Below are 21,717 nucleotides of genomic sequence, written 5' to 3'. Positions count from 1 at the left end.
GAGCAATAAAATGAAATTTTTAGATAACACACCTAATTATTTATTTTTTACTGGAAAAGGTGGTGTGGGTAAAACTTCTATTTCTTGTGCGACCGCAATTAAGTTGGCTGAAAAAGGGAAAAAAGTCTTACTGGTGAGCACTGATCCAGCTTCTAACGTTGGGCAAGTATTCTCTCAATCGATAGGCAACAATATTAAGCCAATAACATGGGTTCCAAATTTATTTGCTATTGAAATAGACCCTCAAGCTGCCGCTGAAGAATATCGAAACAAAATTATTAATCCAATCAAAGAAAGTTTACCTGAAGCGGTAATTCAAAGTATTACGGAACAGCTATCAGGTGCCTGTACCACAGAGATTGCAGCTTTCGATGAATTTACTGGGTTGTTAACCAATACCGAAATTACAAAGCAATTTGACTATATCATTTTTGATACCGCACCAACGGGGCATACCATCCGTTTATTACAACTCCCGAGTGCATGGAGTGATTTTATTACTGATAATCCTGATGGTGCGTCATGTTTAGGGCCAATGTCTGGTCTTGATAAACAACGTGAACAGTACAGCATGGCGGTGGAAGCGTTGAGTGATAAATCACTAACAAGGTTAGTATTAGTTGCACGACCTCAATCAGCGGCATTGAGAGAGGTTGCGAGAACCTATAGCGAGTTGTCATCTCTGGGTATCAGAAATCAGCAATTAATTGTCAATGGTGTTTTCCCTGAAACGGCGGTGACTGAAAATGATAAGTTATCCCATGCGCTCTACTCTCGTGAACAAGCGGCATTAGCATCTATGCCTGAAGCACTACGCTCGTTACCTGTCGATATTATTTATTTACAAAATATCAATATGGTGGGTGTCGATGCACTGAAGCAGTTGTTATCTAATGAGATGCCACAAATTCCAACTATTACCCCGACAAAACAACCTATTTCTTTACCCACCTTGTCAGAACTGGTTGGCGAAATATCTCAGCAACAGCATGGGCTGATTATGTTAATGGGCAAAGGTGGTGTAGGGAAAACAACGATTGCGGCATCAATCGCGGTTAAATTGGCAGAAAAAGGGCTTGATGTACATCTGACTACATCCGATCCAGCCGCGCATATTGAATCAACCCTCGATGGTGTTTTACCGAATCTTCAAGTTAGCCGAATTGACCCTATCGCTGAAACTGAACGTTATCGTCATTATGTCTTAGAAACAAAAGGGAAAGATTTAGATGCAGAGGGGCGCGCATTACTTGAGGAAGATTTGCGCTCTCCTTGTACTGAAGAAATTGCGGTATTCCAGGCTTTTTCTCGCATCATTAGAGACGCGGGTAAACGTTTTGTCGTCATGGATACTGCGCCGACTGGGCATACATTATTACTTCTGGATGCAACAGGGGCATACCATAAAGAAATTGCTAAGAATATGGGTGAAAAAGGCCACTATTTAACGCCGATGATGCAATTACAAGATCCTGAACGCACCAAAGTCATTATTACGACACTCGCTGAAACAACGCCTGTGCTTGAGGCGGAAAATTTGCAAAATGATTTAATACGGGCAGACATACATCCGTGGGCGTGGGTAATCAATAACAGTCTATCTATCACGGAAACAACCTCACCATTGTTACTTTCAAGAGCAGAACAGGAAGTCGCTCAGATTGAAAAGGTGACATCAACATTGGCAAAACGTGTTGCTATTGTTCCTTTGCTTGAAACAGAGCCTGTGGGGATATCTGCATTAAGTCAGCTCGCAGAATAAGTTTTATTTTCTAAAAATAAAAGGTGCGGAAAAGCACCTTTTAAATGAGGTTGTTATGTTTATTGCCGCATTCATTTTTATTTTAACGATCACCTTTGTTATTTGGCAGCCCAAAGGACTGGGTATTGGCTGGAGTGCTACAGCAGGGGCTGTATTGGCACTGATCTTTGGTGTGATCAGTTTTCAAGACATCCCGATTGTTTGGAACATTGTTTGGAATGCCACGGCGACATTTGTCGCCGTAATTATCATTAGCCTACTTTTAGATGAAAGTGGTTTCTTTGAATGGGCGGCATTACATGTTGCCAAGTGGGGCGGGGGTAAAGGAAAACTGTTATTCAGTTATATCGTGTTACTTGGTGCAACGGTTGCGGCCTTATTTGCCAATGATGGCGCAGCATTGATATTAACGCCCATTGTGATTGCGATGTTATTGGCACTTGGTTTCAACAAAGGCACGACATTAGCCTTTGTCATGGCTGCCGGGTTTATTGCAGATACGGCGAGCTTGCCGCTGATTGTTTCGAACCTCGTGAATATCGTTTCTGCGGACTTCTTTAATATTGGATTTACTGAATATGCATCGATTATGGTCCCAGTGGATATTGCAGCAATTATTGCAACATTAGCGATGCTGCATTGGTTTTTCCGCAAAGATATTCCTAAACAATATGATGTTACCAAACTGAGTGAACCGACTTTAGCCATTAAGGACATGACAACGTTTAAAGCAGGTTGGCTGGTATTGGTACTGCTACTTATTGGTTTCTTTGTCTTAGAACCATTAGGTCTTCCAGTGAGTGCAATTGCGGCTATTGGCGCCTTAATTCTTTGGGTGATTGCAGCCAGAGGCCATACGATTAATACCCAAAAAGTATTACGTGGCGCACCGTGGCAAATCGTCATTTTCTCTTTAGGTATGTACTTGGTTGTTTATGGTTTAAGAAATGCAGGGTTAACCGATTATCTTTCTGAAACGCTCAATTACCTTGCAGACAAAGGGTTATGGGCAGCAACAATTGGTACGGGATTTATAACTGCATTTTTATCCTCAATAATGAATAATATGCCAACGGTATTAATTGGTGCTTTATCCATTGAAGGGAGTGAAGCGTCAGGGCTAATTCAACAAGCAATGGTTTATGCCAATGTGATTGGTGCCGATTTGGGGCCTAAGATTACACCTATAGGGAGTTTGGCGACGTTGCTGTGGCTGCATGTTTTATCACAAAAGAACATGAGCATTACATGGGGATACTATTTTAAAACAGGGATCATCATGACACTCCCTGTACTTACCGTCACTCTCGTTGCTTTAGTGCTTCGACTTTCACTGTTAAATTAAGGCTAACCGAATGAATGAAATTACCATTTATCACAATCCAAATTGTGGCACTTCACGCAATACGCTTGCTATGATCCGCAATAGCGGCGTTGAGCCAACGATTATTTATTATTTAGAAACACCGCCGACTAAAGATATGTTAGTACAACTTATTGCTGATATGAATATCACGGTAAGGGCGTTACTACGAAAAAATGTTGAACCGTATGAACAATTAGCTTTAGAAAATGATATTTATACCGATGACCAACTGATTGATTTTATGTTGCAGTACCCAATACTGATTAATAGACCCATTGTTGTTACGCCAATAGGAACTAAACTTTGCCGACCTTCAGAAGTCGTATTGGATATATTACCTCATCCGCAACAACGTGAATTTATCAAAGAAGATGGTGAGGTTATTGTTGATAAACAAGGCATTAGAGTAAAGTAAATCACTGACGATATTTATCATGATGAGCGTACCGATGTATGGCATCAGTACGCTCATGTTAATCCGGTACTTGCTTAAGGTCGTTGATATTGGTATTTTAAAAAAATATACTATTCATAGGAACAGCTGATCATATTATGCGCCTTACTCCACCCTGAGATACCCCCTTCCTTTTAGGTTGATACTAAATCAGCCAATTTCCACATCCCTTCTTTGGGATAATTTCGTTTATTTAAAATATACTCTCCCATCTTGGGATTGATAGATTACAAGGTAGTCTAATATGCTTTTGTCCTCCTCTCGTCAGGACTGGCTGGGTAACATCCGTGGGGATGTCCTAGCCGGTATTGTTGTTGCTTTAGCGTTAATTCCTGAAGCCATCGCATTTTCAATTATTGCAGGCGTCGACCCCAAAGTTGGGTTATACGCCGCATTTTCTATTGCGGTAATTATCGCTTTTATCGGGGGGCGCCCCGGCATGATTTCATCGGCAACTGGTGCAATGGCACTTTTAATGGTCGTTCTGGTGAAAGAACATGGCCTTCAGTACCTATTAGCTGCGACGGTATTAACCGGGATATTTCAAGTTATCGCAGGATATTTAAAGCTCGGTAATTTAATGCGATTTGTTTCACGTTCGGTGGTAACGGGATTTGTTAATGCGCTGGCTATCTTGATTTTTTTAGCGCAACTCCCTGAATTAACCAATGTGAGTTGGCATGTTTATGCAATGACCGCGGCAGGCTTAGGGATTATCTATCTGTTTCCATTAGTCAATAAAACCATTCCGTCTCCATTAGTGTGTATTGTTGTATTAACGATAATTTCAATATGGCTTGGTCTTGATATCCGAACGGTTGGTGATATGGGCGTTCTGCCTGACAGTTTGCCTATCTTTCTTTTGCCCGATATTCCCTTGAATATTGAAACGCTACTTATCATATTACCCTACTCATTAGCGCTTGCTGTTGTTGGCTTATTGGAATCAATGATGACTGCAACGATTGTGGATGATTTGACGGATACAACCAGTGATAAAAATCGAGAATGTAAAGGGCAAGGCATTGCCAATATAGCCACTGCATTTATTGGCGGGATGGCAGGATGTGCGATGATCGGTCAATCCATTATCAATATAAAATCGGGTGGCCGAGGTCGATTATCGACACTGGTTGCGGGTGTTGTTTTATTACTAATGGTGGTTTTTCTTAATGATTGGGTATCAAAAATCCCTATGGCGGCGTTAGTTGCTGTGATGATTATGGTGTCAATTGGGACCTTTTCTTGGCAATCCCTTGCCGATATACGAGTCCATCCGCTATCGACCAGCATCGTTATGATAGCCACCGTCATTGTTGTCGTTTGGACCCATAATCTGGCTTACGGGGTACTTGTCGGGGTGCTCATCGCAGCGCTTAATTTTGCCAATAAAGTCGCGAGATACATGACAGTTACATCAAGACTAGACAGAAAGGTACGTCATTATGAAGTTCGGGGACAAATTTTCTTTGCCACATCGGAACGCTTTGTTAATGTCTTTGATTTTAAAGAAGACATTGATAAAGCGATTATTGATGTGAATCATGCTCATTTTTGGGATATCACTTCCGTCAGCGCGTTAGATAAAGTGGTGATTAAGTTTCGACGTGAAGGCATTGATATTGAAATTAAGGGGATGAATGAAGCCACTGCAACGTTGGTTGATAAGTTTGGTATTCATGACGACCCGGAAAAAATTGAAAAATTCATGGGAGGTCATTAATTATGACAGCAGATATCATTCAAAAAACTTGCGTAATTGGGTGTATTGACCGTTCGCCCTCGGCGATTGCCGTTTGTCACGCAAGTACTTGGATAGCTCAAACACTCAAACTTCCGCTGACACTGTTACACATGAATGAAAAAATCTCGACATCAGCACACCATGATTTAAGTGGGGTCATTGGATTTGATACCCGAGAAACTTTATTGAATGAACTCGTGGATATTGAGGAAAAGCGGGCGCGTTTAACCCGTGAGGAAGGCCGACAATTATTGATGAGTGCAAAAGAAATCACTCAAGATTTAGGTCTTCTTGATGTTAATACACTTCAGCGGCAAGGAGCTTTAGCCGAAGTGCTAAATCAAGATGATACGCATATTGTTGTACTCGGTCGTCGAGGCGAGCAATCTGAATTAACGGGGCATATTGGCCGTCAACTCGAAGGCATTATTCGTCTTCAAAAAAACTCAGTGCTTATCTGTAAGCAAAATTTTACCCCACCAAAAAAGATGATGATTGCGTTTGATGGAAGTGAGGAAGGTGAACGCGTCATTCATCGGTTAACACAAGTGAAATTATTAGCCGGTAGTGATTGCTATCTGGTAATGCACGGTAACCAAGACAGTCAACTCAAAAAAGCACAAAACCGACTTCATCAAGCCGACATTAAGGTGAAAGCCAATTTACTTGAGGGTGCCGATAGCATCGTTGATGAATTGTGTAACTTTGCAGTACAACACCATATTGATTTGATCATCATGGGGGCTTTTGGTCATTCGCGAGTGAAGCAATTTTTTACCGGAAGTCATACGACAGAGATGATACATAAAACGCCCGTGTCATTACTCATCATTCGTTAGTTTTTTCGTCTATTGTCATTATTACCAAGAGAGGTGACTCACTTTCGTCACCTCTCTATCATAATAAGTGGCTACGATTTATCCACAATATGAATAAAGTGAATGTGTTTTTCATATTGATCGAGGATATCATGAATAATCTGCGCTTCACTCCATCCCATAATATCGTAGTCCTGCCCACCTTCCTTTAAATAGACTTCAGCGCGGTAATATTTCTGAGGTTCATTATTTTCATCATCATCCATCCCCACTAATGCAAAAGACGGCGTCAGGTAGTCCCGTAATCGTATTTCATAGAGAAAATTGAGACTCTCACCAAATTGCACTTCCAGAGTCACCCTATCGTCCTTATTATGGATAGCGGCCTCTGTGCTCTGCTTTTCCAACTCAGTGATGACAGATTGCATAGCGGGCTCAATCACTTCTGTCATGAAACGTTTAACCTGATTACGTTTAGGGAAGAAGGCTATTTTACGTAATCGACGCTCCCATGATAACCCCCCACGTCCTGTATTCGGTGCTAAAGTGGCAAGCTGTTGACTGTCTTTTTTGTAAACATCAATACGTAAGGCTTTTAGCAATCCGACGATAGCAGTCAATAAAATAATCGCAAAGGGTAGCGCGGTAGCAATTGTCATGGTTTGTAATGCCGTTAATCCTCCGGCCAGTAAAAGTGTGATTGCAACGGCCCCCATCAAAAAGGCCCAAAAAATACGTTGCCATACTGGCGTGTGAATTTCACCACCGGAGGCTAACGTATCGACAACCATCGCACCGGAATCCGCGGATGTCACAAAAAAAACAATGACCATCAGCATCGCGACAAAAGAAAGGGCAGATGAAAACGGAAAGTAATTTAAAAATTCAAATAAAGCGAGAGCAACGTCTTTTTGAACCACTTGCGCCAACATTTCTGCCCCATTATCGCGGATCAGATGGATGGCACTATTGCCAAAAAAAGTCATCCAAAGTAGCGTAAACCCGGCAGGGACAAACAGAACGCCAGTGACAAACTCGCGAATGGTACGCCCTCGAGAAATTCTGGCGATAAACATCCCGACAAAAGGCGACCATGAAAGCCACCATCCCCAATACAATAATGTCCATCCCCCCAACCATTCACTGGATTGCGGTTCATAAGCATAAAGATTGAAGGTTTTATTGATAATATCTGAAAGATAAGCGCCTGTATTTTGGACAAAAGATTTGAGTAACAATACGGTCGGGCCTAAAATCCCAATCAATAGCAGTAACAATCCGGCTAAACTGAGATTGATCTCAGAGAGAATTCGTATCCCTTTATCTAAACCACTGACCACCGATAACGTGGCTAATCCCGTGATCACCACAATCAAAATCACTTGCATCGTTGGACTAACGGGAAAACCAAAGAGGTGTGCTAATCCTGCATTCACTTGCAAAACACCAAAGCCTAATGATGTCGCCACCCCGAAAACGGTGCCGACAACAGCAAAAATATCGACAGCATGACCAATAGGTCCATAAATCCGTTCACCAATGATCGGGTAAAGTGCTGAACGTAAGGTGAGCGGTAAGCCATGTCGATAACTAAAAAAAGCGAGAATTAAGGCGACAATCGCATAAATCGCCCAAGCATGTAGTCCCCAATGGAAAAACGTAATTTCCATCGCTTCTCTTGCAGCTTGAACTGTCTGTGGGTCTCCAATGGGAGGAGCAAGATAATGCATCACGGGTTCTGCGACCCCAAAAAACATAAGCCCAATTCCCATTCCAGCAGAAAACAACATAGCAAACCAGGAAAGATAACTGAATTGGGGCTGGGAATGGTCAGGACCCAATTTAATTTCACCAAATCGAGAGAGGCCTAAATAGGCGACAGTCAATAAAATTAAGGCAACAGCCAGAATATAAAACCAGCTGGCATTCTCAAAAAGTTGTGCCTGTAGAGCTTTGAGCAAAATTTCAGAACGTTGAGGAAAAATAGCGGCTATTGCAACGACACATATAATAATAAAAGCGGAAACAAAGAAAACGGGCGGATTTATCTTCCCCCACGTTTGAGACTTTTGTGGTGATAATGACATTCAATCTCCCTTTTAATGCGTGCTCATGATTGTCATGAAGCTCGGTTTATTGTGATAAATATAAGTTATTTAATTAAAAAGTATCCAATCACTTGTTTATACTTAAATATCTCTCTCATGTCATTCCACGCGGTATGACTCATTGTTGAGTAACATAAACTTGATAAACGAATAGAGGGACATTTATTGCGCTATTTTCATCGATTTTGATACTTTCGAAATAGTATGCCGCGAACAACCTATCAGGTTTTCTATTTGGCTATAGCTTTTTTTCTCCATCAGAAGGCCTTCAATTTTTTGGTGTAATATTTTGTTGATCGGACGGCCTTTATACTTCCCTTCTTGTTTGGCTTTTTGCACTCCTTGCGCTTGACGACGCCGTCTATCTTCGTAATCCTTTCTTGCAACCGCTGCCAGCATGTCTAACATCATACTGTTAAGGGCAGCAAGCATTCGTTCTGTAAATTCATCGGTGCGACTCATAAACTGGTAACTGGTTGGGAGGTCTAAAGAAACGACCTTTAACCCTTTGTGTCCAATGAGATATTTTAATTTTTCCCAGTCATCGGCATTCAAGCGGCTAATTCTATCTACCTGTTCAACTAAAATAATATCACCGGGCATGGCCACATTGAGTAAGCGAAAGAGTTCAGGTCTGTGAAGCTGAGCGCCTGACTCATTTTCTTCAAACCAGCAGGCAATTTGTAGCCCCATTCCTTCAGCAAATTTCAACAGTTCATTTTTTGCTCTTGACGCATCCTGTTCATGCGTAGAAGCACGTAGATATCCATAAATTCGTATATTTGTCTTCATCGGTGCACTATACATTGGTGTTGTTATAGTAGTGCATTATACATCTATTTTTTATACTTATTACACTAGAGTTTACCTAGTGTAGTTAAGGTAGACTTAAATTGCACTTTTATATCGATTACGCGCGCGTCCATTATATGATGTTGTTTATTTTTAGAGGATAGAACATAACCACAATGAAAGAGATTAAATCAGGCCGTATTCAAATTTTGACAGAACAGGAGATTCATGAGCTCTATTCTCGTCCAATATTTAATCAAATTGAGCGTGAAGAATATTTTTCATTAGATCCGAGTATAAAAAAAATCCTCACTAAAATGGGAAAAATTGAAACGAAAATATATTTAATTCTTCTGATTGGTTATTTTCGCGCGAAGCCTGTTGTCGCTCAATTTAAACTACGAGAGGTTAAACAAGATGTCGACTATATTTATGCGACACATTTTCCAAATAGAAAGCCGAAATACCCCTTTATTGCTAAAAGTACTCGAGCAACATTGATCGCTAAAATGCATGAAATACTGGGTTTTTCGCGGTTATTAAGACAAGATAAACAAGCCTTGATAGAGCGTTTGGGTGATGTCGCAACAATCTGTACATACCCCAAATATATTTTTGATGAATGCCTCGCTTTTTTAGGTCAAAACAGAATTGGATTAGTGGGTTATTCCACTTTGCAAAATATGATCACCACGGTTTTAGCTAATGAGAGGCATCGTACCGAGTTGATCCTTTCAAATAGCGTGCCACCAATAATACATAAAAAATTAAAGAAGATACTGCATACAAAAGGGGTTTTAAATAGTCTATCTGGCCAACAAGGCGCAGCTAAAGATTTTACACCGACAGAGCTCGCAAGTGAAATTGAAACGCATAATGCCATAAAAAGTGTTTATCCCGACGTAAAACGTCTTGTTGGTGAATTGGGATTATCATTAGGTAATTTAAGCTATTATGCATCGATTATTCAACATCAATCGATTTATAAAATTCGTCGATTTCCCGAATGGCAAGGCATGTTATATCTGGTTTGTTATCTATTTTTTCGCTACCAAGAAACTAATGATAAATTGGTAACAGCTTTTTTATATGTGACGAGAAAGCAAAGGGAAGCTGCGAGTGCTTTAGCTAAGTTACGCATTGCAGAAGAACTGGAAATTATTCGTGAAAAGTTAATGCATGCGGGTAATATTTTACACCTCTTTGTTGATGAAAACGTCAGTGACAATACGCAATTTGGTGATATTCGCCAAAATGCATTTGCAATGATGTCTAAAGATGAAATTCAGTTAATAAGTCAACATCTTAATAAGAATAGTTTTGATAAAACCCATTATGAGTGGCTATACATTGATACACAATACAGAAAAATTGCGAATACAATGAGGTCACTCTTTCTCGCGATTGATATCGAGTGCGAACCAGGATTACAACTACTATCTTCCCAATTATTAACAGCAAAATCAGAACTTCAAAAAGATAAGCACATTTCTACCGTCGATCAGCGGTTACTGTTAAAAAACGATAAACCTTTTATCCTGATAGATGAACAGGTTAATACTCAACGATTTGAATACTATTTATACCAAAAAGTGGCTCGGATGATTGAGAGTAACAATATTTACATCAATGAAAGCGCCAGCAACAAGCGTTTAGACGATGATCTGATTTCAGCCACCGAGTGGAAAAAAAGCCATGTCATCATTCAAAAAACAGGATTAACTCGGCTCAATACACCGATACAACAAACGCTTTCGGAATTAACGCAAAAACTGAGAGACCAAATGGAGCGAATTGGTCGCAATATCCATGATGGAGCCAATGATTTCGTGACACTTCAACCGCGTTCAAATCAGTTAACATGGAAACTGGCGAATAAACGCTGGAAAGATGACATTGATAATCCCATATATAACCAGCTCCAACATATGGGGATCATTGAAATTATGGACTATGTTCATCAAAAAACGGGTTACTTAGATGCATTTAAAAATATCGCATCAAAAAAGAAAAACACTAAGGCCAAAGAGGGCGATTTACTCGCTTGCATATTTGGAAATGGCTCAAACTATGGTGTTCATCATATGTCATCAATATCAGATAGAGCCATCGGTGTGCTTAGAGCCGTCAATGATGGTTATATTAGGCCTGAAACAACGAGTGAAGCTAATGATATGATAGCTGATGCTTTAGCAAAACTCCCCATTTTCAAATATTATACGATTAACGAAAGTGCCCCATTTGGTAGTATTGATGGCCAAAAACATGGTTGCCGAATCAATACATTTAAAGCCCGTTTTTCTGCTAAATATTTCCGAAAAGGGAAAGGCGTATCAGCACTCACATTAGTTTCAAATCATGTACCAATAAATACGAAAGTGATTTCAGCCAATGAATATGAGGCTCACCACGCATTCGATTTACTCTATAATAATACCAGCCATATTCAGCCCAAAACATTAGCAACAGACACGCATGGCGTTAACAATGTAAACTTTGCTATCCTTGATCTCTTTGGGTATCAGTTTGCCCCGCGATATGCAAAATTTAAACACGTTTTTAATGAATTGTTTGAGATCGAGTATGATGAAATCCTTTCCCTGAAACTTAAAAAATCGCTCAACTTATCACTCATTCAAGAAGAGTGGGAAAATATTCAATGGATAATTTGTTCATTAAGCCGTAAAACGACGACACAAAGCACGGTGATTACTAAGCTTTCTAACAGTAAGAAAAACAATCGCACCTTAGCGGCTCTTCGTGAATATGACCGAATAATTAAGTGTTTATACGTTCTCGATTATGTTGATGACAAAATGCTCAGGCAGTTTGTCCAACAAGCACTTAATCGGGGTGAGGCTTACCATCAATTACGGCGTGCAATTGCGTCAATTAATGGTAATCAATTCAGAGGTGGCGATGATTACCAGATAGAACAATGGAATGATTGTGCTCGTATCATTGCTAACTGCATTATTTATTATAATTCTGCATTATTATCCAGTTTGATTGAAAAATTTGCGCGTGAAAATAATCAAGAAGCGGTGAATATGATAGCTGAGTTATCACCTGTCGCATGGCAGCATATACAGCTGGCCGGTAATTACACCTTTGGCCTTAAAAAAGATAATATTGTACTGGAAAGATTACTGGAGAATTTAGATCCTCTTATTTCAGAAGAGTCGTTAAGCTTAGCGGCATAGTCTATTAATATTATTAAACTATATATCGGCTGTAGTCCTTGATATCAAAGGGCTACAAGCAAACTTTGGACTTTTCGATGAAATGGGCACACAACCCCTGTTTGTGTGGGACAAAGCCCTTCCGGCTGCGGAAAAGCCTTGTTACGCGGTCACGCTGATTCATCCAGGGAAGGATTCGATAGTGACTCCACCGAAGGTGCCAAGGATTTCCGATGCCGCTTTATCAGATCGAGTTTTGCGTTGTTCTGAGGCGTCAAAGTTACGAAGCAATTTGAGCTGAACATCCTTATCCTGGAGCACGATCAGGGGCATTGGCGCGGTAACGGTTTTGAGTACCCCTGCGGCCATGACGTTTGCCACCGGTTGAACCTTTACTTCCCTTCGCTCCCGGAGATAAGGCTCCGGGGTGCTGGCGATCTTCTGGATAAGCTGCTCCAGGGGAAGTTGATAGTCTGGCCCAGATCGCTCCAGCTCCTCTCTGATGCGTTGCAAAAGCTCCTCTTTTACGGGCTTCTTCAAGGAGTCCTTCCGTTGCCAGGTGAAGCGGATAGAGTCGATGTCGCCATTGGTATAGCACCGAATTTGTCTGTAAAGGTGGAGAGTCATGACACCAGGGCAGTCCGCTCGAAGTGCTTCAAACCTCTCTTGCCTGGTGGGGTACGTCGAGATAATGAACTCCTCGATACCAGCTTTGGCCGCGTTGATGCGTTCAACCGTCGCCGCAATTTCGTCAGCTACACCAATCCTGGAAGGGGAGAACCAGAGTACCCCCACGGTGCGCCTGGCAGACTTCTGCGAATAGTCTGGGTTGATGTGAAGATCTCTGTAGCTGTGCGCTGCCAGCTCAAGAGCTTCGCGCCCAGTTTGTTCAGTTACGACAATCTTGTTGACGGGCTCGTTCTCCATTCCTTTTCCGGTAGGAGGGATGGCCGCAACTTTTGCGTACCGTGGCGGTAGTCGTTTGATAAGAGAGGACAGGTTCGTTAAGTCGCGGCACATGGCCGAGAATTGTTCTGATATGAAGTTTTTAGCCATGCTGCCGCCTATGTGTGGGTTTGTTCTAACAGTTCATTGGTTACATAGTAGACAGATTTAGACCATCATGCAACGAGGGGGAGGGGCAAGAATACGCCTCCGCTTCGCGTCGGCGGGTGCCCTGTTTGACCTTCGTGTGTGAGATTAGATTGAGAAAGAGAGAGAAAAAGAGAGAAAAAGAGAGAAAGAAGAAAAGCGCGGGGCAAGCCAGAAATGTGGCTGAGGGGGACTGCTGGGGTGGGGCTGGCACTCTCTATACCCCACTTTGCATGATGGTCTAACTTTGTGGTTATAGGACGACTTTTAGAGTGCCTAGATTTGCTCGATTAGGACAAATTTCGGTCCATCCACGCTGATTGGCGTAGCAGCGCGATGGCATCAGAAGGGGTAACTTTCCATGCGTTGGAAAGCTGGCGAACTGCGAAGACTGCGAGCTCCATTCGGTCGTCATCATTGATGAAATTCTGGAGCTGGTTTCCTCGCTCACTAAGGATGATCGCAACACCGGCCTTGCCGTTGTTGTAAACCGCAAAGCTCTTATTCTTCGCGTCGCCGTGATAGGAACCCTCAGCCTTGCTACGCAAACCAAAGAGAACGCTGCAAAACGCCGTCAGTTCGCCGCGAGTGAGCTGCACCGTGATCTTGCTTTTCCAGTCTGGGCTGGACCCCGATGCCCTGATCGGCGCAATCTCGATGCTGACCGTAGGATATTCACCTCTGGTTAGCGTGTGTTGCACATTCAGGCCGGTGCGTTTCGCGGGGTCCTTCTGCCAGTCTGAGAAAAATTTGAGACTTTCGCCGTAGGATTGTTCTGTCATTCCAAATTACCTTTGCTTTGAAGCTCCTGGAGCTGGACCACGAGGTCACGTTGGACTTTGGCTATCTCTGTCACCAAGTCGGCGGTGGCAATAGCGTCGGTCGCTGCTGAATGGGCTCGACCTTTCCAGCTCACACCTGCCTCGCAGGTGGCATCCGCAAGTGAGATTGTGCCGTGCCGGTTGGTTGAGCCAAAGGCATCAGCCGCCAGCTTCATCGCGCACAGACAGTTCTGCTCTTGCCACCAAGAGAGTTGGTCTCCAAATGCACTGGCTGTTTGCCTCAACATCCTACTGTCGAAACTGGAGTTAAATATCACCAGATGACGGCCCGACAAAAGCCGGGCGAGAGCTGGCGCAACTTGAGTCCACGTAGGCTCATTCGACAGCTCAGTCTCGGTGATGCCATGAACACCCATTGCCTGAGGGTCTATTTCCACGGTTGGCCGTAATCTGGTGCAGAGGAGAACCGCGCCTCTGATGTCAGTAACAGCCAGCTCGATCACCTGGTCTCTTTCACCAAGTCCGGTCGTCTCGGTATCGAGAACCAGAGGTTCCAGAGCGACCCACCTTTGTGCCATGACAGAGGCCTTTGCCAGGTTGCTACGCATTCTTGCCTTGACCGAAAGGATGGATTGCGCCCTTATTTGCTTTTGTGATGCCGGTGAACAACCCCTTCTCCGCATTGGTTGGCAATCTGCTATCCGGTACACTCCAAATTGGCCACCATACCCGTTTTTGTAGAACGAAACTGGCTCTACTCCTGGCTTAGGCTTCATCCGAAATTCGTCCCTGAGCCGTCCTTTTGAAAAGCACCTATCGGCTTTCATGGCTTCGGCTCTGGCAAGTTCGAGTTCTTCATCATTCATGCTGTTAATCCGCTATATCGAGGCGTTGGCTCGCTCTCTTCAAACGCTCATCGCCGCGTCTGTCATATTTCTGGGTAGTTGCAATGCTTGAGTGGCCCATTGCGTCCTTCACGGTCACAATATCCTCACCGTTATCCAGCATCGAGGAGGCAAAGGTGCGTCGCAGGTCATGGGGCGCAAACATCTCCAGACCGGCTTCAACTCTTCTGGTCTCCAAGATGTGGTAGATGGCCTGATCCGACATCCGCTCTCCAGTCACATCATCAAACCGCCTGATCCTCGGGAATAAAGGCCCTTCATGCGTTCCTCGAACCTCTTCAACCCACTTATCCAGTCTTTTCCATGCGCCACCAGGCACATACGCCATTCTCTCTTTGTTGCCCTTGCCAAGAACCTTGAGAGCGCGGTCCTTGTAGATCATGCTTCCCATGTCCAGCGCAACGATTTCCGAGCGGCGCAAGCCACACCCGAGGAGCACCCCGAGAATGGCCGCATCCCGAAGCCCTTTGGCGCTTGAATCACTTTCACATGTGAAAAAGAGGCTGCGAATCTCATGGCGTTCAAGTGCCCGCCCTTTAGGAAGTCGAGATCCACGTACTGAACGGACTTGCTTAATGTGCTGGAAGCTATCCGTATCAATTTGCTTCATCGTCCAGGCTTCAAGAGCCACCCCTTTGAGCGCTGACAGGTAGGTGTTGATCGTTGCCGGAGCCTTCCCTGCATCCCCCAGCATTTCCAGCACCGCCAATATGTGGTGCCGCCTCATTGAGCTCCATGCACAGTCACGAAGGTTCTGAAACCCGATCATCTTGGCGACAATGTTGAGGAATGAGCTCATGGTCTGCCTGCTTCGCTTTGACCCGAGGCTCACCAGATAGGCGACGGCGGGGTTGTCCTGGATGTTCCGGAGCGAGCTCGATGACGGCAACAGTTCACCGCGAATGCTTTGTTCTGCCGGAACATTTACTTTCGCATGTGAAACTAGCTCTTCCTTGTCATTGTTTGTGTCGTGCAAAGTTACCTCCTAAGCCCGACCGCAACGAGAAGAAAATCCCATATTTTGAGGTGAAGAGGTAGTTCCTCCTCCATATGTTGCGTTTCGTAGCTTTGCATCAGTGGTTCAAACTTGGTTGGATTGCACAGCAATTCGTAAACTGTTCGGTTGGGCTTGGTGATCGGCTTATTCGGAGTGAATCCATGTTTGTTCTGGAGGTACAGCGCTACCGCGCCACTTCTGGATTCTCCGTAATAGCAATGAACGAAGATCTGATCGATACCGCTACCAACCAATCCATCCAGGAAGGTGGACAGCTTTTCAGCCTGGGATGAGTCAATGTAAGAGGCGTAATTCATCCGGAACGCTGCCTTCATCGTGTGGATGGTGTTCTCAGAATAGCCGCCGTCATAGAAGCTATCGCGGTACAACTGCCCCCACTGTCCGAGAGCGGCAGGGGACTTGTCTGGGTCAGTTATGGAGATCATGGCCGCACCGGGAACCGGCTCCAGTCTTTCGGCCTCCGCTTGACTAATGAAAAAGACTTTTTTGCTAAGCATGTCCCATCATCCCCTTACAAGGATGTGTTGCGAGTAGCTCACGCGCCTGACTTTGCCCCTCTTGAGTATCTACAGGAGCGGTCGTATACACACCTCCATGCCGCAAGTCCACAATACTGGTCCGACAGCAAGAACCTACGTTCTGAACTTTATTGTCCGAATCCAAACCAGCAAAAGTATGGCACGGTCCAGGGAATGGTTTCCTGCAAATAGAGCAGCGCTCAAAGTTCTTATCGAGGATTCTCTTTAAAACTTTCTCAAATTTGTTTTTGTTTAACATCGAGTTCTCCACACAAAGTTACTGGCCGAGCATCCCAGCCAAGGTGGTCTGCTGGCCTTCGCTACAAGGTGCAAATCCGGCAAAACCACCGGCATTAACCTTGAGCTCATCAAAGCGTCCATCGGTGTCCCGGTAGTACACCTTACGTTTTCCAATTCCACCTTCGAGGTTTGCGGCCAACCAGGCGATCACTGCATCAGCATCGTTCGTAACTGATGCTCCCTGATCCAGATCGATAAGTACCAGGTGGGTGTCCGTCTGGAGTGCCACTTCAAAGGTCGCTCTTACATCAAAAATCACTGGTCGCGCTCCTTGTAAAAAGTGGGCATTCAGCACCACCTATCCTATTCCAAAAACTCTACTTTTTCAAAGATACATTTTAATAAGTAGAACAACAGCAAGAGGAACTCAAATTTATTTACCGTAATTATCATAATTACGGTAATACGGTAATTTTACAGATTTGGATGGAATGGTATAAGATGTCTCGCTGGAACATACTTGCTGAAAAAACGCTTAACAACGATAGTGAAAACATCATGTACAGGTGCGAGAGATAATATGTATAAGAGCCTTGAAGATCTGATGGCGGGTATTTACGAGATGGCAGCGCCAGATGGCATCATCTGTAACGAGGTTTCCAAATTCCTTGCGGCCAACCAGGTCAAGCCGGAAGACATAAGCTCTGGGATCTGGTTTTTCCTGTGGCTGAAATCAGCTCCCAAGGATGCGAAGCCAATCCAAAAAGAAATCCCCGGATTTGGAGTTGTTCTCAACATGCCGACTTATGGCGGAACGCTCAACGAAGCAATCACAGGGTTGATCGAGAACGAGTGCCGTCAAATAGAGCTCGCTGAGGGACATCCGAGCCTTGAGGCTTGGGTTGAATCAGTATTAGCCGGTCGAGATGACGGAGAGGAAAATGAAGCTGCGGCCAATATCGTGGATCTGCTTAATGGGTGTCACGACCTACTGGATACAGCAATAATCAATTACCTTTTTAAGGTGGGAAAAATCAACGAGCAAGAGATTTTGTCGCTCATCTATTATGGAGAGCTATGTGACCACTCTCTTGTCGGTACGCCTTTTTCAACGTTACATATCCCGAGTGAAAATAACGTCCACGAACGTAACATCATCCCCATTAAAAAAGGAGCCAGTTAGGCTCCTTTTTGTTACTCAGGGTTTGCTTTGAGAAACAACTTCATTCCAAGTATGCAGCACCTTCGATAGGTGCTGATGCTTTCTGGTGAAGTCCTTATCATCCAAGAGTGCTTTAAATGGCGCGTTCAGGTCACTGCATGTGACGTTCTTGCCGATCACAGACAGGGTATCCTGGAGTGATCCACCAGCAGCATCAAGCCCCATTCTATCGACGGTCTCACTACTCACCATTGCCTGGACAACATTGGTGAATGCCTTTGAGTTGAGCTGCTCAACGCTCAGGGCTGTATTGCATTTCTGCTCAACCGCTTGCTTGTACTGGATGGTGTACTTTGCAGTGATAGGTGACATGGTGTTCATCGCAAGTATGTATGCGTCTACCTCACTGGTCGGTAATGTCGCGGCATAGACTGACGAGCATGATGCGGCTGCGGCCATTATCAAAGTTATTACCTTCTTATTCTTCATTTCTCTGAAATCCCCCTTTAAAATATGGAGCTACAACTCATTTGTACCAATCATAATACTATTGATTTCCAAAAGTATCTCTCTCTACTGACTCTATGATGGCTCGCCTTCCAAACACTTGGCCGCTGGCGGCGGCTGGGCCAACGCCAGAGCCTGATCCACACTATCATCCGCCTGAAAAAAATCTCATTACCTCTGACGGATAAAGAAACAGATTTCCCCCTTTGGCAAAAAACAGATACCAAACAGAAAAAGCCACAGAAAAAACACCTGCAACACACACTTCAAATCTATTTCTTGCAGAGAAATACTTGTAGTGCTTTTTTTCGTATCTCGGGGCTCTCATTTTGACTAGATTTTTCAATGTCAACCAAAGAAAGATAACCCCAGTAGGAAGGATAACTATCACAACCCCAAAGAAATAAATTGTGTATATAATAAAATCAAACCAGTTATTGATTTCCATAAGCCGTCCCCAATGCTGCGCCAATAGCAGAACCATGTGAGCCGTATTTAATCCCTGGATTCCTCATTAGCTCTCTTTAACTTTAATATTTTCCTTAGATTTAAGTATCCATAGATTCCTGAGAACACTCCATACCCCCCCCAAACACCAACGGACAGATATAAGGCGAATTTGCTTAGAGGCCCATTCACATAATTTAATAAAGCGAACACTGCAATTCCTATAAAGGCTCCAGCTAACGGAAATCCAAGCAGATATACTGCTCTATATTTTAAACCGGTTTTTTTCATCTTATTATTTATCTATATGTTTTGAAATCTTATCTACAATGGATGTAGTATCCATATTCATTATCCTCCCTGCTTTTTCAATCAGAAACTCAGCTTCATTTGTTATGTTCTTTGACTCTTCATTAATAATGTCAATGATAGTTTCTAGTGCGATTCCATACTCACCCACATCAATAAATTCTTGCACTTCTATACTTTCAGATTCAGAAAACGAATCAGACAGCACCATAAGCAAAAGATCTAGCGTGGATTCAATTTCTCTATATTCATTTTTCATTTTGGATTCCTTGGTACGTTTGTTGGAAAACCTGAAACAATATCACCATTAGATTCTTGTATTACACGAACATTAATACCTTCTTTAACTGCCTCTGCAATAGTCCTACCACCGCGCCCAGCCTTTCGAGAAACATTTGGATCGGTAGCTATATCGGAAATGACGTGCATAATTTTTTCATCAGACCAACTTTGAGGAAACTCACTTTTTCCAGGCTTGCCTGTTCCTGCTCGATGCCCTCCACCAGTGGCGTCACCATCAAGAATATGCTTACGTCTCTGGGAACTGGCTAGGTCTACAAAATCATCAGCCGTATTTTTAAAAGCGCGTTCCGCAACATTCCCTAGCGCCTTATAGTTGCCAGGCAGGATAATCCCAGCAGCAAAAAGCCCCCCGGAAATCCACTTTTCTCTTGAGGTCGCACAATCACTGGTGATGGTCTTGAAGGTGTCATAGGCGTCCCAAGCGCTCAAGGCAAAGTCTATGGCAACATAAGCCCCCAGAAGAAGCGGCACAAACTCCCCTGTTGGATCTGCATTGCCTATCGGGTTGCTCAGCGCATAGGCATAGGTGTTAATCCCACCAGCCAGCCCAATCGGGTCACTGGTGATGTAACGCCCGGTATTCGGGTCGTAGTAACGCCGCCAGTTGTAGTGGAGCCCGGTCTCCGCGTCGTAATACTGTCCTGGGAACCGCAAATTGAAGGTCGGCCCCTGAGTGGTGATGCTGGCCTTACCGAACGGGCTGTAGCTCGCCTTCCAAACCACTTGGCCGCTGGCGTCGGTTAGCGCCTTCGGGGTGCCCAGATGATCGACGTGGACTTGATAGGTCTGTCCTGACTGAGCAAAGCTCAAGGGGGTGCCATCGAGCCAGATATACTCCGCCAGCACGTCTCCAGTGGCTGCGTCCAGCTCCTCGATGAGGTTTCCTGCCAAGCCGTAAATCAGTAGGCGGGTCTGGCCGTTTAGGGTCTTAGTTACACGCTGATCCAGATGGTTGTAGGTGTAAGCTGCTGTCACTCCAGCGACCGTTGCGGCCACCAGCCGGTTCTGGCTGTCATAGGTGAAGGTATCCGCCCCCTGCTTCGTCAGGTTGCCATTGGCGTCATAGCTTCTGGAGGTTTGCCCAGTCTTCACCAGCCAGTTGTTCATGTAGTTGATGGTGTAGCTTTGGCTCAGGCCATCGGTCGTGATCGAGGTCCTGTTGCCGGTGGCGTCATAGCCATAGCCCAAAACGCCATAGAGCCCCTCAGCAGAGGTGATGCGGCCAACCGCGTCATAACCGAGTGACTGATTGACTGATGAGCTGAGATTGGGGTCGTCTCAGAATTCGGAAAATAAAGCACGCTAAGGCGTAGTCACCCCGTGACTCCCCCGCGCCGATGCAGCGAGCTTCGTTCCGTCTTGCAGTGACGCAATCAGCGGGCAGGAAACGTTCCCTTTCCGCGCATGGCAGGCGCACACCAGTTCAGACAGCACGGCCTCCATGCGTGCCAAGTCGGCCATCTTCTCGCGCACATCCTTGAGCTTGTGCTCGGCCAGGCCGCTGGCTTCCTCGCAATGGGTGCCATCCTCCAGCCGCAGTAGCTCGGCGATTTCGTCCAGGCTAAAGCCCAGCCGCTGGGCCGATTTCACGAACCGCACTCGTGTTACATCCGCCTCGCCATAGCGGCGAATGCTGCCATAGGGCTTGTCTGGCTCCGGCAGCAGGCCCTTGCGCTGGTAGAACCGGATGGTCTCCACATTGACCCCGGCCGCCTTGGCAAAAACGCCAATGGTCAGATTCTCAAAATTAATTTGCATATCGCTTGACTCCGTACATAACTACGGAAGTAAGCTTAAGCTATCCAAACCAAATTTGAAAGGACAAGCGTATGTCTGAACCACAAAAGTCTGAACCACAAAACGGGCGCGGCGCGCTCTTCGCCGGTGGGCTGGCCGCCATTCTTGCGTCGGCCTGCTGCCTGGGGCCGCTGGTTTTGATCGCCTTGGGGTTCAGCGGGGCATGGATCGGCAACCTGACGGTGCTGGAACCCTATCGCCCGATCTTCATCGGCGCAGCGCTGGTCGCGCTGTTTTTCGCCTGGCGGCGCATCTACCGCCCGGCGCAAGCCTGCAAACCGGGTGAGGTCTGCGCGATTCCCCAAGTGCGAGCTACTTACAAGCTCATTTTCTGGATCGTGGCCGCGCTGGTCCTGGTCTCGCTCGGATTTCCCTACGTCATGCCATTTTTCTATTAATCACAGGAGTTCA

At 44.7% G+C, this 21,717-nt stretch carries 21 protein-coding genes; 8 read left to right on the top strand and 13 right to left on the bottom strand.

The window, feature by feature from the left end:
• Nucleotides 1–10 precede the first annotated feature (10 nt).
• From arsA to ACOXYR_RS24690, 5 genes are all read left to right on the top strand, one after another.
• Nucleotides 11–1,762, top strand: coding sequence for an arsenical pump-driving ATPase (arsA, locus tag ACOXYR_RS24710; protein WP_102140129.1), 1,752 nt, complete (start codon nt 11–13; stop codon nt 1,760–1,762).
• A gap of 55 nt (nt 1,763–1,817) precedes the next feature.
• Complete coding sequence (locus ACOXYR_RS24705; RefSeq protein ID WP_042849114.1) at nt 1,818–3,107, top strand: arsenic transporter; 1,290 nt, start codon at nt 1,818–1,820, stop codon at nt 3,105–3,107.
• Nucleotides 3,108–3,117: 10 nt separating this feature from the next.
• Nucleotides 3,118–3,543: a glutaredoxin-dependent arsenate reductase gene (gene arsC / locus ACOXYR_RS24700; RefSeq protein ID WP_042849113.1), complete on the top strand. Its 426-nt coding sequence runs from the start codon at nt 3,118–3,120 to the stop codon at nt 3,541–3,543.
• A 283-nt stretch (nt 3,544–3,826) separates the two neighbouring features.
• Complete coding sequence (locus ACOXYR_RS24695) at nt 3,827–5,305, top strand: SulP family inorganic anion transporter (protein WP_042849112.1); 1,479 nt, start codon at nt 3,827–3,829, stop codon at nt 5,303–5,305.
• Between the two features lie 2 nt (nt 5,306–5,307).
• A complete protein-coding gene (locus ACOXYR_RS24690; RefSeq protein ID WP_052219461.1) occupies nt 5,308–6,165 on the top strand; it encodes a universal stress protein in 858 nt (285 codons plus the stop codon).
• Between the two features lie 71 nt (nt 6,166–6,236).
• Here the strand turns inward: ACOXYR_RS24690 and ACOXYR_RS24685 are convergent, their stop codons facing one another.
• Both ACOXYR_RS24685 and ACOXYR_RS24680 read right to left on the bottom strand, forming a co-directional pair.
• Nucleotides 6,237–8,231, bottom strand: coding sequence for a BCCT family transporter (locus tag ACOXYR_RS24685; RefSeq protein WP_042849111.1), 1,995 nt, complete (start codon nt 8,229–8,231; stop codon nt 6,237–6,239).
• Between the two features lie 183 nt (nt 8,232–8,414).
• On the bottom strand, nt 8,415–9,044 hold the full coding sequence (locus ACOXYR_RS24680; RefSeq protein ID WP_172412315.1) for a recombinase family protein: 630 nt from the start codon (nt 9,042–9,044) through the stop codon (nt 8,415–8,417).
• Between the two features lie 176 nt (nt 9,045–9,220).
• Here ACOXYR_RS24680 and ACOXYR_RS24675 point away from each other — a divergent pair, with 176 nt between their 5' ends.
• Entirely contained in the window at nt 9,221–12,247 is a 3,027-nt protein-coding gene (locus tag ACOXYR_RS24675) for a Tn3 family transposase (RefSeq protein ID WP_042849110.1), read from the top strand.
• 159 nt (nt 12,248–12,406) lie between these two features.
• Here ACOXYR_RS24675 and ACOXYR_RS24670 read toward each other — a convergent pair whose 3' ends face one another.
• The 6 genes from ACOXYR_RS24670 to ACOXYR_RS24645 form a co-directional block, all read right to left on the bottom strand.
• Complete coding sequence (locus tag ACOXYR_RS24670; protein WP_001097010.1) at nt 12,407–13,282, bottom strand: DNA replication terminus site-binding protein; 876 nt, start codon at nt 13,280–13,282, stop codon at nt 12,407–12,409.
• 326 nt (nt 13,283–13,608) lie between these two features.
• Nucleotides 13,609–14,100, bottom strand: a complete 492-nt coding sequence (locus ACOXYR_RS24665; RefSeq protein ID WP_000139717.1) for a hypothetical protein — start codon at nt 14,098–14,100, stop codon at nt 13,609–13,611.
• A complete protein-coding gene (locus ACOXYR_RS24660; RefSeq protein WP_000997323.1) occupies nt 14,097–14,966 on the bottom strand; it encodes a 3'-5' exonuclease in 870 nt (289 codons plus the stop codon). The genes ACOXYR_RS24665 and ACOXYR_RS24660 overlap by 4 nt, the downstream gene beginning before the upstream one ends.
• Nucleotides 14,967–14,970: 4 nt before the next feature.
• Nucleotides 14,971–15,981, bottom strand: coding sequence for a tyrosine-type recombinase/integrase (locus ACOXYR_RS24655; RefSeq protein WP_000543934.1), 1,011 nt, complete (start codon nt 15,979–15,981; stop codon nt 14,971–14,973).
• 2 nt (nt 15,982–15,983) lie between these two features.
• Complete coding sequence (locus ACOXYR_RS24650; RefSeq protein ID WP_000949433.1) at nt 15,984–16,520, bottom strand: protein-tyrosine phosphatase family protein; 537 nt, start codon at nt 16,518–16,520, stop codon at nt 15,984–15,986.
• Between the two features lie 298 nt (nt 16,521–16,818).
• Complete coding sequence (locus ACOXYR_RS24645) at nt 16,819–17,100, bottom strand: hypothetical protein (RefSeq protein ID WP_421356595.1); 282 nt, start codon at nt 17,098–17,100, stop codon at nt 16,819–16,821.
• Nucleotides 17,101–17,301: 201 nt separating this feature from the next.
• On the opposite strand from ACOXYR_RS24645, the gene ACOXYR_RS24640 reads away from it, so the two are divergent.
• On the top strand, nt 17,302–17,964 hold the full coding sequence (locus ACOXYR_RS24640; RefSeq protein ID WP_015063586.1) for a hypothetical protein: 663 nt from the start codon (nt 17,302–17,304) through the stop codon (nt 17,962–17,964).
• A gap of 15 nt (nt 17,965–17,979) precedes the next feature.
• Here the strand turns inward: ACOXYR_RS24640 and ACOXYR_RS24635 are convergent, their stop codons facing one another.
• From ACOXYR_RS24635 to merR, 5 genes are all read right to left on the bottom strand, one after another.
• Nucleotides 17,980–18,432: a hypothetical protein gene (locus ACOXYR_RS24635; RefSeq protein ID WP_000791469.1), complete on the bottom strand. Its 453-nt coding sequence runs from the start codon at nt 18,430–18,432 to the stop codon at nt 17,980–17,982.
• Nucleotides 18,433–18,598: 166 nt separating this feature from the next.
• Nucleotides 18,599–18,898 (bottom strand): hypothetical protein, encoded by a 300-nt coding sequence (locus ACOXYR_RS24630; protein WP_011872911.1) that lies wholly within the window; start codon nt 18,896–18,898, stop codon nt 18,599–18,601.
• Nucleotides 18,899–19,192: 294 nt separating this feature from the next.
• Nucleotides 19,193–19,465, bottom strand: coding sequence for a MafI family immunity protein (locus ACOXYR_RS24625; RefSeq protein ID WP_000787563.1), 273 nt, complete (start codon nt 19,463–19,465; stop codon nt 19,193–19,195).
• The gene (locus ACOXYR_RS24620; RefSeq protein WP_016808914.1) at nt 19,462–20,697 is read right to left on the bottom strand and encodes an RHS repeat-associated core domain-containing protein; all 1,236 of its coding nucleotides are present in this window, start codon (nt 20,695–20,697) and stop codon (nt 19,462–19,464) included. Before ACOXYR_RS24620 ends, ACOXYR_RS24625 begins: the two co-directional genes overlap by 4 nt.
• Before the next feature lie 114 nt (nt 20,698–20,811).
• Nucleotides 20,812–21,267: an Hg(II)-responsive transcriptional regulator gene (merR, locus tag ACOXYR_RS24615; RefSeq protein WP_001166628.1), complete on the bottom strand. Its 456-nt coding sequence runs from the start codon at nt 21,265–21,267 to the stop codon at nt 20,812–20,814.
• A 71-nt stretch (nt 21,268–21,338) separates the two neighbouring features.
• Between merR and merT the strand changes: the two genes are divergently transcribed.
• Nucleotides 21,339–21,704, top strand: coding sequence for a mercuric ion transporter MerT (gene merT, locus ACOXYR_RS24610; protein WP_001294656.1), 366 nt, complete (start codon nt 21,339–21,341; stop codon nt 21,702–21,704).
• The last annotated feature ends 13 nt before the right edge of the window (nt 21,705–21,717 follow it).

Source organism: Pseudocitrobacter faecalis (assembly GCF_965231525.1).
Lineage (GTDB): Bacteria > Pseudomonadota > Gammaproteobacteria > Enterobacterales > Enterobacteriaceae > Pseudocitrobacter > Pseudocitrobacter faecalis.
This window is presented reverse-complemented; position numbering and strand designations above follow the sequence as displayed.